The organism is Erwinia sp. CGal63, from assembly GCF_037026505.1.
Taxonomy (GTDB): Bacteria; Pseudomonadota; Gammaproteobacteria; order Enterobacterales; family Enterobacteriaceae; genus Erwinia.
The window spans coordinates 408,013-421,993 of record NZ_JAKUMN010000001.1 but is presented as its reverse complement, the minus strand read 5'-3'; the positions used below and the strand labels follow the sequence as shown (position 1 = coordinate 421,993).

Below are 13,981 nucleotides of genomic sequence, written 5' to 3'. Positions count from 1 at the left end.
AAATTACAAATTCAGTTAATAAGGCGCCGCCCGTTTGCACGGTAACAGGCGGCGCATACAGGCATATTCTCGATTCAGATATCATTTGAGCGGGCAACATCTACCTTTTGTGAGGCAGAAGATAATGCTACCCACAGTATTAGTAGCGCGGCCAAAGAAATGGAGGCGACAGGCGCCAACAGCGCAACTTTAAAGCTATATAACTGCGCCAGGATACCGGCAAGTGAAGTGCCGATCATCATACCTACACGCATTGCGTTGGAATAAAAGGCGGAAGAGAACCCTCTTTTATCCGGCAGCGCTTCCTGAATTATTGTCACGCCCAACCCGACAAAAACGCCGTAAAATAAAGCATTAAAACACTGCAGCAGCAGTAGCGTGACCATGGAGTCTGCAAACTGAAGAAGCGAGTAATACACCAGGCCAAAGCAAAAACCGGCCAGCATGACTTTAAATTTGCCGTAGCGCTCGGATAATCCTGATGCGATAAGCATCACCGGGATCTCCAGCAGCGCCGTCATTCCCAGCAACAGGCCAGGAAAATAACCGGGTAATTTTATTTCTTGCAGGATATAAAGAGGCATTGCCGTAATATAAAGGTGGTTTGCCAGGTTAGATAAAACGATCACGCCCCCTAATAACCAGACGACTGCCGGTATGTCGCGACGGCCAGCCTCTTTTACAGCAGACTTAACGGGTTGCACCTGTGCAGGATCCAGCATAAAGACAGAATAAATAATGACGCAGCCCGCCAACAAAGCTGAAGCGATAAAATTAAAACGAAAGCCGAAGGCATCGGCCATAATAAAGGCCAGCGCCGGGCCAGCAATCCATACCAGCGATACCCCCGCCCGCATCTGGCTGTTAAGACGCGTGGCATTTTCACCGGCTTTAACGGAGTAGTGCCGGATCATAGAAAGCAGCAGCGGTACAGAAGCATTGCCCGGCCCCATAAGAAAAATACCCGTTAGCAGGGCTTGCCAGGCGTTGTTACACAATAAAAAAGCCAGAGCAGACAAAAAGATAGCAATAAGTGAACAGATAAAAAGCTTTTTATTACTGTGGCCCTCATCCACCATTTTACCCATCCACTGGTTGAAAACGATCCCCGAAGTGGCAAAGCCAATACTGTAAAGCGTAATAAAAGTTGGCTGTGCCTTTAGCCCCTCGACTAAAAAAGTACTCATTACAGGTAATATGAATGCATAAGAGAGAGCGGTGAGTCCATTGATGACAAACAATCTGCCCGCTGTACCTTTTAAAAAGAATTTCATACCATCACGCTTCCACACCACTTACTTAGATTTTAAACTGCTATGGACACAAACGGGCTACCTGCTGTTTATCCATAGCGTGATTATTGATCAAAAATACTGGCCAGGATGTTGCTTTCGGACTTTGGCAAAGCCAGTATTCACCAATAGTGATATCGTCCCCGGCGTACAATCGACAAGATTTCCGTAAGTTACCACTGATAAGTGTATAGTCAGTAAAATATTTCTTCGTCGCGGCATCTTCACAAACGGTTTTATCTATATTGACCTGTAGATTAACACTTGCTGCAGGATGGATAAAGGTAATGCACGATCCTTCCCTTGCCTGGAAAAAAGAGAAAGGAAAGGTGGATATTTCACAGGTCAGAAAATAGCTGATTCCATCCGGAATGCGAAAACTAAAAGCGCCATCGTTAAAATAAAGTTTTTTCTTTAAGCGCGCGTCGTTCGCCAGGCTAAAGGTAAAACAGAGTTCCCCTTCTTCGCTGCCGACAGCGATGAGGGGTTCAGGCACGTTCCACTCAATAAATTGCTCTCTATCTTTATAGCTAAGCCGTAATGTACTGCCCTGCTTTTCAATAGCCACTAAGCCTGCATGAGGATGCTCAACGGCCAGTCTTACAATGTGATTACTCATAACACCCTGATTCAAATAGGAAGGGCGATAATCGTCGCCCTTATTATAACGTTACGCCGCCTTGACCTTCAGCAGGTCATAGACCTCGTTAAGCGAAGAAGTAATGTTGAACTCCTCCCACTCGAGGCGGATGCCGCTTAATTTGAAAATGGATTCCGAGATGTCGATGACTTTTATCGAATCCATCCCCAGGTCAAACAGCGTTCTGTCCGGATCGATCTCTTTTAGCTGAGCGTTATCTTTCCAGATGTCCAGTAATGTCTCTTTAGCGATCATGCTTTTTCCTTTCTTTCGGTTTTAAAACCACCATTCCCCAGAAATATAATCCTGTCCCAATAACAGCAATATGCTTCTGATGATCTACAGCGGCGTTGTTTTCATAGTAATAACTATCAAGATTGATCAAGCTGTCACAGGTATAGGCGTGACCGAATGCCGGTATGTTATTTTTGTAAAACAGATTATCGTCCAGGCCAATTGCGCTGGCGATCTGCCGCAGGGCGCTATAACTGAAATTGTGGCAAATAATTTGTTGCAGGCTCTCGGGCTTTAGCTGTCCCTGAGTCAGAGCGTCATCAAAAACGTGACGGATGCCTTCGAGGTAATTTTTATGTATCTCGCGATTCATCGCGTTACTGACCGGGTCAATCATATCGCCGGTCGTCAGCCGGGTTCGTTTACTGATGCCTTTAACATCGAATTCCAGTTCACTATCGGCATGGCTCGATACCAGGCAGGCTACGGCCGCATCGCTGTTGATAGCCAGATTTTTGAAACGCGTGGTTTCGTCCAGCACCCTGTCGGCAAAAATCAGCAGCGCGGTTTTACCCTCTTCTCCTTTAAGGTATTGAGCGGTAATATCCAGCGCCGCAAAAAAGTTATTGCACTGGGAAAGATAAACGCCAATGGGATAGACATTCTCCAGCCCACAGTTAATCAAACAGCTCGCTACATCTTTATCAATGATATCGCCGTGCCGGTCGCCAAAGGTGCTGGAAGCATAAATGACGATATCTACCTCAGCGGCGGTAATGCCCGCCTTAGCGAAGCTTTTCTTGATGGCGCATTCCGATAAGGTGCCAAGCGTACGCTCGGTACGATGGTAGTGTCCAAACCCCATGGTTCTCAGAAAAAGCTGGCTTTTGCGCTCGTTAGCCAGATACACGTTGTCTTCCAGCGCAACGGGAAATTCACCGAGTTCATACCCTATTGCCCCCATTTTCATGACAGATAATCCGTTTTCAGCCTGACTTTATCTCGCTTGCCGTTGCTCGTCAGAGGCAGGGCATCCAGAAAAAAGACGCGTCGAGGCAGCATATAAACCGGCAGCGTTTCCGCCAGCGTTCGACGTAAGGCCTTGCTGTCATGGTTTTCGGCAACCACAAAAGCTGCCAGCTCATAGCGATCCTCGTTTAAAACCGGGATGACGCAGGCATCGCTTGCCGCAAAACGCTCCGTAATATTCTTTTCTATCTCGCTAAGCTCAATACGGTAGCCGTTGATCTTGACCTGGTCGTCAATGCGTCCGCGATATTCGATATCACCGTTATCGTTTAAAGCGCCGATGTCTCCCGTACGGTAATAGCGCGGCCGTAAGGGATCCTGGTCAATAAAGGCCTGCCGCGTTTTCTCTTTGTCAAGATAACGCAGAGCAAGATGTTCCCCGCTGACCTGGATTTCCTGGCTGCCTTCGCCAGAATCAACCAGCTGAATATGCGCATGTTTTAGCGGCTTGCCGAGCGGTACTACGGTTAAGTCGCTGTGTAGATATTCATAAGCCCAGCACCAGGAAACCTGAACCGAAGCTTCTACAGGGCCATAAAGATTAAGTGGCTGTGCTGAGGTATGAGTAAACGTCTCCCGAAATTTAGCCACCAGGGAGATTTCGAGCGGTTCACCACAAAACATCATAATTTGCAGCGAACGTAACGCATCGCTTTGCGGAAAGAAGTGCAAAATCTGCCGCATTAATGAGGGCACAGACTGCCAGATGGTGATGCTGTGCCTGTCCAGCCAGGGCAGCAGCGAAAAAGGGTCGCGTACCACCGTTTGCGAAGGGACATAAAGCGCGGCTCCGGATACCAGGCTAAGCACAATCTCCCCCAGTGAGAGATCAAAACTGTGATTAGTGGTTAAAGCCACACGGTCGTTCTGCTTAACCGCCATCAGCTCCTGCACGCCTTCAAACCAGCGCTGGTAGCCAATATGGCTAAGCTCCACGCCTTTAGGCTTGCCGGTAGAGCCAGAGGTAAAGAAAACCACCGCGGGCATCTGCGGCGTTAGTAACGGCAACTCGTCCCCGGTGGAACTGAACCCCGGCAATTCTGTGACGGATTGAGAAGCGTGTACATCGATCACCGCCAGTGGAACAGCCAGCCGGGCAGCGACAGGCTCGCAAGCCTGACGATTTTTAGTGTCCGTCAGCATCAGGGCCGGTGATGAAGCCTCAAAGATTGCATCAATGCGTACATCGGGGATTTTAGGCTCAAGCGGAATATAAGCGCCGCCTGCCAGCTGTACCGCCAGGATCGCGATCACCATTTCTGCTGAACCATCAAAGAAAACCGCTACGCGTTTTTCTTTACTGACATTCAGCACGGGAACAATCTTCTTTGCCACATTTACTACTGTGTTATGCAGCTGAATCCATGTTAATTCACTATTTTCATCAACCAGCGCAATATTATCAGGCCGATTTTTCGCATGCTCCATCATGCTTAATACAGGGATCAACTCGTCGTTCACGTTACATCCTTAATTCATTTAACAAGATGTTATGCACTCATCTTCTGAGTGGCATTGTTTTTTAAATTACCTGCCCGGCAGAACCAGGAGAAATCTCAAAGCAGCGAATTTAGAAAAAAAATCACAACAGTTTTGCAAGTATTGGGTGTTCAGCAAAATTCCTTTTAGGATTTTCCTTAGCTGCGCTTCTCTTATTAAATCCCTTTCCGGAAGCATAATTTACTGCCACACGGCTCTTCACCGCCTGTCGCAGGCTTGAACCATAAGTAATTTTTTACCCTTATAAATAACCACCATACATAATATAAAGAAAAACTAATATTTATTTTGTTACGGTTTATTAATTCGCAAAGAGAAATAATAAGCCATATCAGGCATATCTTTGATTTTAATGTTTTTTTAGATATGCCCTTTACTTAACCCGCCGCTTTCGTGCGGTTTATTTTTTTTCTAACATACAAAAATGCCACTGTAAACATTAAATTATTTTATTTAACCATCTGGACAATGATTTCCACATTTGATATTTTTTTTGCCAAAATCAGCAACGGATAAACCCGAGAACAAGACAATGAATCAATCCGTGCAGGCTGGTGGCTTTATTCACTACGCCGCTATGCCTTCAACAGAAAATATTAATTGTTTTATGGCTACCCTTGAATGCTATGCCCAGCATAATCAGCTGGCTGATAATTTTTCCCTTTCCCATTTTGAGCATGAGTTTTATCTTAAAAATAGCGAAAGTGATGTATTCACCTCGACCCATTCTCACTTTGGAATAGATACGGCATGGGAATGTAGCGACAGTCTTGAAATGATGACTGACCGCGTGGTTAACAGGATAAGAGAAAGATGCGGCGTCGCCGTTTCTTTAGAAATGGTTTTCGACCCGGCAGGCCTGATACAGCGACTTCACGATAACAGAGATCATGCTATTTGCATTTTCGACCCTTATTATTTGCCAGGGAGCGTCAATTTTGGACTCAGGCACTCTTTAAGCGTCTGTATTGTTAATGGCTACGCAGAACATACGGGAAAATTTGGACTACTGGAGCGTAAACAAGGTCAGTCTTATGTTGAAGAAACAGAGTTGAAAAAAAGCGCAGACTATTTTATCCGTTCAAAAGGAAGCTGCCATCTGTTTCACCTGACTAAAGTTCCCCCTGTCGTTGCGTTGACTGAGATTGATATTAAAGCCGATTTAGAAAGAATATTATCGCATTTTCATTCCAGCGGTGGCGATGCCGGTCTGGCGGCTCTCGACAAGTTTCAGCAACGCTATCCTGAACTTCTGAATTACGATCGCGCGTTCATTATTCCCTGGGCTGAACGCTGCTTTGGTGAACGTTATGCCAATGCTCGCTTTTTACAGTCATTGCTGGATGGCGGACATCCGGCCGCGAAAGCACAGCCGTCCTGCTTCGTCGATCTGATTGAAATGTATAAAAAGACAGGCGACCTGTGGCGTTCGTTCGAGGTCTTTCATCTCTATTCGGTCAACCAAGGGAAACCCGCTATTTTGCAACGTAACCTGACGCTGATTGAAGACATAGTGGAAAACGAGAGAGGCTGCGTGCGGCGGCTGGAAACATTACGAGAATCACTTTATTAATGGGTAAAAAGGAAAAATTATGTATACCGAACGTATAAAAACCATTGCTACTGAAAACCTGTCTGAACTCCTCGGCACAACTTCTCTGCAGAACGAAGATAATCTTTACGATCTTGGTATGACCTCACTGCAGGCGGTCACGTTAATGATTGCACTGGAAGAAAATTTCGCTATTCGTTTTCCCCATACGGCATTAAACGCGCAGAGCTTCGAGTCGGTTAAAAATATCAACTCTGTCATTCAGACCGTACTGGTCAAATAACTCTCCGCACCGGGAAAATGCAGTGAATTATACAGGCCAACAAATCAAAGAGCGTATGCTTTCTCATCAGGCTACGCTGCGTACCCTGGCTGATGAAGCCGAGACGGCAGGACAGATGCCTGCCGAAGCCATAGCTATCGCCAGCCGCTGCGGTCTCTGGCAGCATCTCTGTCCGCAACCGGCAGGCGGAAACTGTACCGATGCCGCGGAACTGATCGATCTGTGGAAAGCTTGCGCTACCCTTGACGGATCGTTCGGCTGGTTATCTATCGCCTATGTGCTGGCCACGACCCATTGCGCGCTCTATTTGCAGCCCTCTGCCTGGCAGCAGGTCTTCGCCGACGGGCCCTCACCTGTGATCGCTGGCCAGTACCAGCCCAACGGCCGCGGCATGTTAACTGAAGGCGGCTATACGCTGACGGGCAAGTGGTCTTTCGGCAGCGGTATCCATCATGCTGACTGGGCAGTTGCTGGTTTTATCCAGGTTGACGGCAGCGAAATAATTAAGGATCTGGATGGCAGACCGGAAATAATGATTGCCGTTATTCCTCGTCGGTCGCTGACGCTTTCAGGCAGCTGGGATACCACCGGACTACGCGGCACCGGCAGCATTAGCTACGGCTGCGAAAATCTGTTTATTCCCTCCGCTTTTTGCTATCGCTTTGAAGACCCGGAAGCCTTACGCGGCGGCGCTCTGCACCGTATCGGCATCACGGAAATCTCTGCGGTTTCACATGGCAGCTGGGCTTTAGGCATGGCACAGCGGGTGATTGATGAAATGCTGATGCTGGCGCGAAAAACGCTACGCGCGAATGAAAGCCAGCCGCTAGCGCGAAAAGAAACTTTTTTACTGGATCTGGCAAGATCCTCCGCCAGACTGAGGGCCGCCCAGGCTTTTTTAACCTCGGCCACCGCCCAGGCTCAGCTGGAAGTAGAACAGACAGCCGGCATCCTTTCCCAGACGCAAAATGAGATCCGTTTAGCGGCCACCTTTGCCAATGAGGTTTGCGCTGAAATCGCTGAAATTGCCTACCGCCAGATGGGGACTGCGGCGATTGCGCGGCGTAATCCGCTTGAGCGGGTGCTCAGAGATATCCAAACGGGCCGACAACATATGATGATCAGCCCACAAAGCTACGTTAACGTCGCCAGAAGCTGGCTTGAGGTGGATAATGAGCGTAAACGTCACCGGTAAACTCGCTATTATTGGCTACGCCGGTCTTTTTCCCCAGGCCGATTCACCAGAAGCGCTCTGGGATCTCCTCTGCGCGGAAAGAGATGCCTTCACTGAAATTCCGCAGGATCGCTGGCCGATAGCGGATTTTTACAGTGAAGATCGGTTTGCCCCTAATAAAAGCAGTGCGAAATGGATGGCGGCTATCGATCTTCCCGCGGCCAAACAGGCAGTCTGGCCTGAGTTCCCTGCGACAGAACACGCTACGGTCGATCCGCAACAGCTGCTGTTATTACACGTAACCGGGCAGGCGCTGGCCCATGCCGGTTTAACCGCCAGCGCGCTGGCAGAAAAGCGGGTTTCGGTTTCTGTGGGGTGCATGGATAGTGAAAATATGCACAGCCAGCTCCAGAGCAACTTGCCCGTTGGACCCGGTACTGTTTTTGGTAATTATCAGGCGCTGTTAGCCAACCGTATCAGCCAACATTTCGGTTTTACCGGCGAGAGTAAAGCGATTAATACCGCCTGCAGTGCTTCCTTTATGGCGCTTTCAGACGCGCGTGCTCAGCTGGTGAAAAACAGCGCAGATTATGCGATTGTCGCCGCCGCCAACCTGAATCTGCATCCATTAAAGTATTATGCCTTTGCCAAAGCGGGCATGCTTTCACGCAGCGGAAGCTGTACGCCGTTTGATATTACGGCGGATGGCTATGTACCCGGCGATTGTATTGCCGCCCTTTGCGTAACAACGCTTGAGCAGGCGCTGAAGGAGCATCATCCCATTCACGCCGTGATTGAAGGAATGGCCGGAAATCATAACGGCAATCGGGCCGTGTCGCCCACGGCGCCCAGCGTAGCGGCACAAATCGAACTACTCCAACTGGCGCTCGCCGATGCCAACCTTCCGGCGCAGGCCGTGTCTTATCTTGAAGCGCACGGCACCGGCACTTCGTTAGGCGACCCGCTGGAAATTGAAGCGCTGGCGCATGTTTATGGCCATCATTCCTGCCACGTGGGCAGCGTCAAGGGGGTTATTGGCCATACGGAAGCTGCGGCTGGGCTGGCAGCGATCGTCAAGACGCTGTTAATGTTTCGCTTTAACGCTATTCCCGGAAACCACTGGATAAAGACGCTAAATCCTCTGGTCGCCGAGAGGCTGGCTCAGCTGCAAATTCCCCGGCAGCGACAGGAATGGGCATCAACGCCTCGACGGATTGCCGGCATCAGCTCTTTCGGCTCCGGCGGTGCAAACGGCCATATTATTTTAGGCGAGTGGCGTGCTTCATCGCGGCCAACTACAGTCGCAGAGCCGCTACCGCCAGGTTTTTATCTTTGTGAAAGTAACAGCAGCTCGCAACATAACCTGACGGCCTGGCTGGCCGGAAAGCAATGGCGGCCTGACCCACAGCAAGACAGCTTCTGCCGGAGCGCTATTTGGGTAGGTGAACGCAAAACGGAACGTTTACGGCCCCTGACGTCCATGCCCTTGCTAAGTGAAACCGACCTTAACGACAGCCCGCACTTCTTAAACCTGTTGCTTTGCCCGGTAGTTGTGGTTGCGGCGACAGCGCATCACGCGCTGAGCAGCGCGGATTTATTATCATTATTACCCGTCGGCAGCTTACAGCTTGACGCTCAGGGCGCGATGGCAAAGCTGCCCGTCGCCTTTGTCCAGGAACTGGCGTCTCTGCCAATCACTCTGGCTGCATTAAGCCCCGAATGGCTTACCCAGGCCAAAGAGTTAGAACGCTATCAGTTCACCTTCAAACTCCTGGTCGCGAAATGGAAAAAATATATCCCGTGCGAGCCAAACGGTATCAATGAACGTCTGGCTTACGCTATGGCCTATAGCGACCTGTACGATAAGTGGTCGTTGCAGCCAAAAATGATTCCCTCCTCTCTGGGCATCATCAGAAAATTATTAAACGCCGCTCTGTTTCAGGAACGGCAGTTCGCCGCCTGGTTCAGTGAAAAAGAGATTATCGTTAATAAAATTGTTTTCGCGCTGGCTGAAACGGTTGCCGCTGGAAAATCCGTTCCGATCGATATATTTAGCGGTAAGGAGCCGGGAACAGTCGTATTTTGCGCCAGCGCGATAAGCTGCGACCCCAAAATGCTGAACACGGAAAAATATCCTGACGTTCTGCTTATCCGATCCTGGATTGGTAGAAAGTTATTGCCCAACCCTATGATAAAAAACAGCGGATTATCTGTTCCGATGTATTTCTCTGATTAAAAGGTTTAAATAATGGTCAATGCAGTTCAGCAGTATCTTACTGAGTCGGCTAAGCGCTTTCCGCATAAAATAGCGGTAAAATATCATGATGATGAGGTCAATGAGTCCATCAGCTGGCAGGATCTGGATAACTTCACCGATGCTTTTGCTTGTCATCTTCAGGCGTGTGGCGTAACAAAAGGTGATATGGTCGCTTTTTATATGCCAAAATCCGTTGGCGCCATTAAATCCCTGCTGTCGGTTGTCAAAGCTTCTGCAGCCTATATTCCGTTGGATTATAATACGCCCGAAAACAGGCTGGCCGCCATTTTTAAGGAAAGCCATGCGAAGATAGTGATTGTTAACCAGTACAGTATTTACCGCGCGTCTGAAATTTTTAGTAAATTCGGCCCTGATATCAAAATCATTAATGTTGATGCGTTTAAGTTTGACAGCAGCCTGCCCCATCGTCCCGTTGACGATACTATTTCTGTCGATCTTGCTTATGTGCTTTTTACATCCGGATCGACAGGAACGCCCAAAGGCGTAATGATCTCTCATGGCGCAATCATTGACTACATTGACTGGTGCGTGGAGGTTTATGGGCTGGACGCGGGCGATCAAATTGCCAACCATGCGCCGCTCTACTTTGATAACTCCACGTTTGATATTTATACCGCCATGAAAACAGGCGCTACTCTGCATCTGGTGCCTGAAAGCGTGAATATGATGATCCCTCGTCTCGCCAGCTGGCTACGTGAAGAAGCGATCAGCGTATTTTTTTGCGTTCCCTCAGTTCTGTCAATGTTGCAGCAAACCAAACGCTTACAGGCCGACATGCTGCCTGCCATGAAGCAAATTTTATGTGCCGGGGAAGTCTTACCGGTTGCCGTATTGCGCTACTGGATGACGCTTTTTCCGCATATTCGCTTTACCAATATGTACGGCCCTACGGAAATTACCGTGGATTGTTCGTATCACATTATTGACGCCGTCCCGGATACAGAGCAAAAGTCTGTTCCCATTGGCCGCCCACGCGCAAATATGGAAATGTATATCTTTACGGACGAGGGCGTACTGAGTCGGCAGCCAGGAAGCAGCGGTGAACTGTGGGTGCGGGGATTGTCCGTTGCCTGTGGCTACTTAGGCAATCCGATAAAGACGAACGAAAGTTTTGTACAGAACCCTTCTCATAACAATTTCAGCGACCTTCTGTATAAAACGGGCGATCTGGCTTTTATTGGCGAAGATAATCTATTTTATTATGCCGGTCGAAAAGACAGCCAGATAAAACATATGGGTTATCGTATCGAGCCTGGTGAAATTGAAGCCAATACGCTACGGCTTGACTACATTGAAGAAGCGGTTGCGATTTATAAGTGCGTAAGTGATGAAACGGCATCATTCATTGGTATGGCGTTAAAAACCAGCAGGCCGGTTGAAACAAGGGAGCTGCGTAATGCTTTAGCCGCCGTTTTACCCAAATATATGATCCCGGCCAGATTTATCTTTATCGAAGAGACTTTCCCGCGAACAGCGAATGGAAAGTATGATAGAAAAGCTATTGCCGCGCTTTTCTGATGCCGCTATTCGCCCAGGCGTGACTACGTCTGGTTATAAAATATCAGCGAGATAAAACATGTTAAGCAACAACGCCGACGAAAGTATCGTGATGACGCCTACGCCATCACAACACCTTTTTTCCGTCTGGAATGGCCTGTGCGGTAATACCGTTGTCTGTAGCGGCGTAACATTCCAGTCGCCAGCGGAGATTGATAAAGGCGCATTTTCTTCCGCCTGGTCGCAATGGGTGACTACCAGTTATGAAATTAATATTAGCGTTGATTACCGGGGTGAAAAACCTGAGCCTTTGGTGCTGACGCTTGACGGCCGCCAGCCTGACGAAAACTGCTTCCGCTTTATCAACAGCGAGCTTTTGGCGCCTGAACAGGTTATACAAGAAGAACTTCAAACGCTGTTAAACGCGGAAATGAATACGGCGAATAAAAATAGCCATACGCTGCTGGTCATCAAGTTTTCGCAGCATCGTTACGCTGTTCTGCTGGCGGTTGAACATATGCTCGCGGATGGCCTTGGCGTAGACGTTTTGCTTAATCGTTACCTTGCCCTGCTGGATCAGCCGGGCATGGACACGCTTTCCGCTCGGGAGAGATATTATCAGGATAAAAAGCATCTGGATAATTACGCCGCCCATAAGGAAATCAGCTCATCCTTTACCCGCCAATATGCTGAAAACATCCTCACCAAACGTTTTTTCTGGAACCCTGACAACAAGTCCCTGATGCACCGTAAAGGCTGTTATAAAACAATCCAGAAAAGCGTACCTGCCGCGACGCTGCAAAAAATTAATCGCCACCTTACCGCCCACAGGATTTCGCTTTTTTCCTGGCTCACGGGCTGCTTCGTTGACAGTTTTTTAGCCTACCAGCCGGCCCTGAACGAGCTGCTGCTGCAGATACCCACCCACGGAAGAAAACATAATAATCAAAGCCTGGATAAAAACAGGGTGGGCTGTTTTGCCCAGGCTTTTTTATTACCTATGCAACGTAAGGATCATGAAGAAAAGCCCTCTGCACAGCGCTTTACCGATTTGCAACGTTATGTTCTGGAGTGCATGGGGAACGAAGTGGATCAGCTGATGGCCAGGAGAAATGCGGTATCGATTAAAGAATCGCTTCTGCCTGCTCGCCTCAACGATGACGCATTTGCCATCGCCTTGCGTAAAAGTATGCCTACTAACCTCTATTTTTCATTCTATGGCGCGACCTCGCTTCCTTTACGACACGAAAGTTTTGACATTGACCGTTATTACCTGGCGACAACAAATCTGTCGGGCGCCCTGGATGTGATGATCATACAGTATGGCGAGAGCCTTGAAGTTTCATTTAACTACGACTCGCTGTTTTTCGAGGAAGAGACTATCGCCCGACTGGCAGAGTGTTTCGGGCAACAGTTGGAAAATGTGATGTCATCGGCTGCTGATATCGACATCAAGCGTTCAGCTTCACCGGCAGACAGAGTCATGCATAGCATTCTTATCGACTGCATTAATAAATACAGTCTGGAACCCGCAGGGGAAAGTGATGGCGAACTGCATCTGGAGATCGACCTCGGGCTGGATTCACTATTAAAAACTCGTGTTCTGGTAGATTTTATGGCGCGCGCCCGCTGCCCAGCGCAGGCGATCGACAGGGAAAAATTTTACTCTGCGGTAACGCTGATGGAGCTGTTTAATGTGGTTAGTACGCAGCCTCAGGCCGAGCAGATTTTCTGATGATGTGTCATGAAATCAGCGCCGATGGCGACAATACGCTGATCGTTCTGGCGGGCTATATGTTTGGCGCCTGGAGCCTTGTTCCGCTGGCCCGCTGTTTCACAAATCATCGGGTTTACTGCATTGATGGTATAGCGGATGAGGAAGATCCCTGCTCCGCTTTCGACGCCTTCAATACGTATCTTCATGCTTTTCTGTCCGGCAGGAAAACAGGAAGCGTCACGCTTATCGGCTATTCTATGGGCGGCTTTGCCGCTCAGTATTTTACCAGCCGTTATCCTGATGCTATTGATTCGCTTGTTCTGCTGGGCAGCTGTCGTCCGACAGATCATGAAGGATTTTGCTATGCCAGCTCAGCTGCCTTTACTGAATACCTGTTTACCTTGCCGATGGAGGATATTTACCGGATCGCTACCTGGAATTTGCTCAGTCCGGCGGCAAAAAATGATCTGGCGCTGATGGCAACGTTAAGAGACGCATTTTTACGCGATCCGCCTTCTAAGGCAGCCTGCATGAACCAGCTGGGCGCGATGGCGCACCTGATGCATCAGCGCCTGCATTATCCCGCTGTGCCCTGCCTTTCCATCTATGCTCTTCAGGATTTGGTGATTAAGCCGACCTACAGCCTGAGATCCGGCGACGCCGACAATATTGAAATGAAAGCTGTTGAAGGCGGGCATCTTTTTTTATATGAAAATCCTGCTGAAGTTTTCAGGCTTATCAGCGCCTGGCTGAAGATGCGCAGCAGATAGGTCTTTCGGGTTTGC

Annotated in this window: 13 protein-coding genes; 7 read left to right on the top strand and 6 right to left on the bottom strand. The window is 48.8% G+C overall.

All coding sequences use genetic code 11. The annotated features are described in order from the left end of the window. Window positions 1-74: 74 nt before the first annotated feature. The 5 genes from MKZ79_RS01710 to MKZ79_RS01690 are packed head-to-tail and all read right to left on the bottom strand — an operon-like array spanning window position 75 to window position 4,656. Complete coding sequence (locus tag MKZ79_RS01710) at window positions 75-1,274, bottom strand: sugar efflux transporter (RefSeq protein WP_336139623.1); 1,200 nt, start codon at window positions 1,272-1,274, stop codon at window positions 75-77. Window positions 1,275-1,314: 40 nt separating this feature from the next. Beyond that, window positions 1,315-1,911 carry a hypothetical protein gene (locus MKZ79_RS01705; RefSeq protein WP_336139621.1) on the bottom strand — a complete coding sequence of 199 codons (597 nt, stop codon included), beginning with the start codon at window positions 1,909-1,911 and terminating at the stop codon, window positions 1,315-1,317. Between the two features lie 51 nt (window positions 1,912-1,962). Continuing rightward, complete coding sequence (locus tag MKZ79_RS01700) at window positions 1,963-2,187, bottom strand: acyl carrier protein (RefSeq protein WP_336139619.1); 225 nt, start codon at window positions 2,185-2,187, stop codon at window positions 1,963-1,965. After that, window positions 2,177-3,136 (bottom strand): hypothetical protein, encoded by a 960-nt coding sequence (locus MKZ79_RS01695; RefSeq protein ID WP_336139615.1) that lies wholly within the window; start codon window positions 3,134-3,136, stop codon window positions 2,177-2,179. Before MKZ79_RS01695 ends, MKZ79_RS01700 begins: the two co-directional genes overlap by 11 nt. Further along, complete coding sequence (locus MKZ79_RS01690) at window positions 3,133-4,656, bottom strand: amino acid adenylation domain-containing protein (protein WP_336139611.1); 1,524 nt, start codon at window positions 4,654-4,656, stop codon at window positions 3,133-3,135. The genes MKZ79_RS01695 and MKZ79_RS01690 overlap by 4 nt, the downstream gene beginning before the upstream one ends. A gap of 571 nt (window positions 4,657-5,227) precedes the next feature. Between MKZ79_RS01690 and MKZ79_RS01685 the strand changes: the two genes are divergently transcribed. Genes MKZ79_RS01685 through MKZ79_RS01660 form a run of 6 tightly spaced genes read left to right on the top strand, consistent with a single transcriptional unit; the run spans window position 5,228 to window position 13,214 of the window. Beyond that, the gene (locus tag MKZ79_RS01685) at window positions 5,228-6,268 is read left to right on the top strand and encodes a hypothetical protein (protein WP_336139609.1); all 1,041 of its coding nucleotides are present in this window, start codon (window positions 5,228-5,230) and stop codon (window positions 6,266-6,268) included. 19 nt (window positions 6,269-6,287) lie between these two features. Next, window positions 6,288-6,530 carry a phosphopantetheine-binding protein gene (locus tag MKZ79_RS01680; RefSeq protein ID WP_336139607.1) on the top strand — a complete coding sequence of 81 codons (243 nt, stop codon included), beginning with the start codon at window positions 6,288-6,290 and terminating at the stop codon, window positions 6,528-6,530. Window positions 6,531-6,552: 22 nt separating this feature from the next. Further along, the gene (locus tag MKZ79_RS01675; RefSeq protein WP_336139605.1) at window positions 6,553-7,725 is read left to right on the top strand and encodes an acyl-CoA dehydrogenase family protein; all 1,173 of its coding nucleotides are present in this window, start codon (window positions 6,553-6,555) and stop codon (window positions 7,723-7,725) included. Next, on the top strand, window positions 7,703-9,940 hold the full coding sequence (locus tag MKZ79_RS01670) for a beta-ketoacyl [acyl carrier protein] synthase domain-containing protein (protein ID WP_336139603.1): 2,238 nt from the start codon (window positions 7,703-7,705) through the stop codon (window positions 9,938-9,940). Before MKZ79_RS01675 ends, MKZ79_RS01670 begins: the two co-directional genes overlap by 23 nt. 12 nt (window positions 9,941-9,952) lie before the next feature. Next, on the top strand, window positions 9,953-11,500 hold the full coding sequence (locus tag MKZ79_RS01665) for an amino acid adenylation domain-containing protein (RefSeq protein WP_336139601.1): 1,548 nt from the start codon (window positions 9,953-9,955) through the stop codon (window positions 11,498-11,500). Between the two features lie 58 nt (window positions 11,501-11,558). Further along, a complete protein-coding gene (locus MKZ79_RS01660) occupies window positions 11,559-13,214 on the top strand; it encodes a condensation domain-containing protein (protein ID WP_336139597.1) in 1,656 nt (551 codons plus the stop codon). Here MKZ79_RS01660 and MKZ79_RS01655 read toward each other — a convergent pair. Beyond that, window positions 13,193-13,402, bottom strand: a complete 210-nt coding sequence (locus tag MKZ79_RS01655) for a hypothetical protein (RefSeq protein ID WP_336141386.1) — start codon at window positions 13,400-13,402, stop codon at window positions 13,193-13,195. The two genes, MKZ79_RS01660 and MKZ79_RS01655, sit on opposite strands and share 22 nt — an antisense overlap. On the opposite strand from MKZ79_RS01655, the gene MKZ79_RS01650 reads away from it, so the two are divergent. Further along, a complete protein-coding gene (locus MKZ79_RS01650; protein WP_336141325.1) occupies window positions 13,301-13,966 on the top strand; it encodes an alpha/beta fold hydrolase in 666 nt (221 codons plus the stop codon). The two genes, MKZ79_RS01655 and MKZ79_RS01650, sit on opposite strands and share 102 nt — an antisense overlap. Window positions 13,967-13,981: the final 15 nt, after the last annotated feature.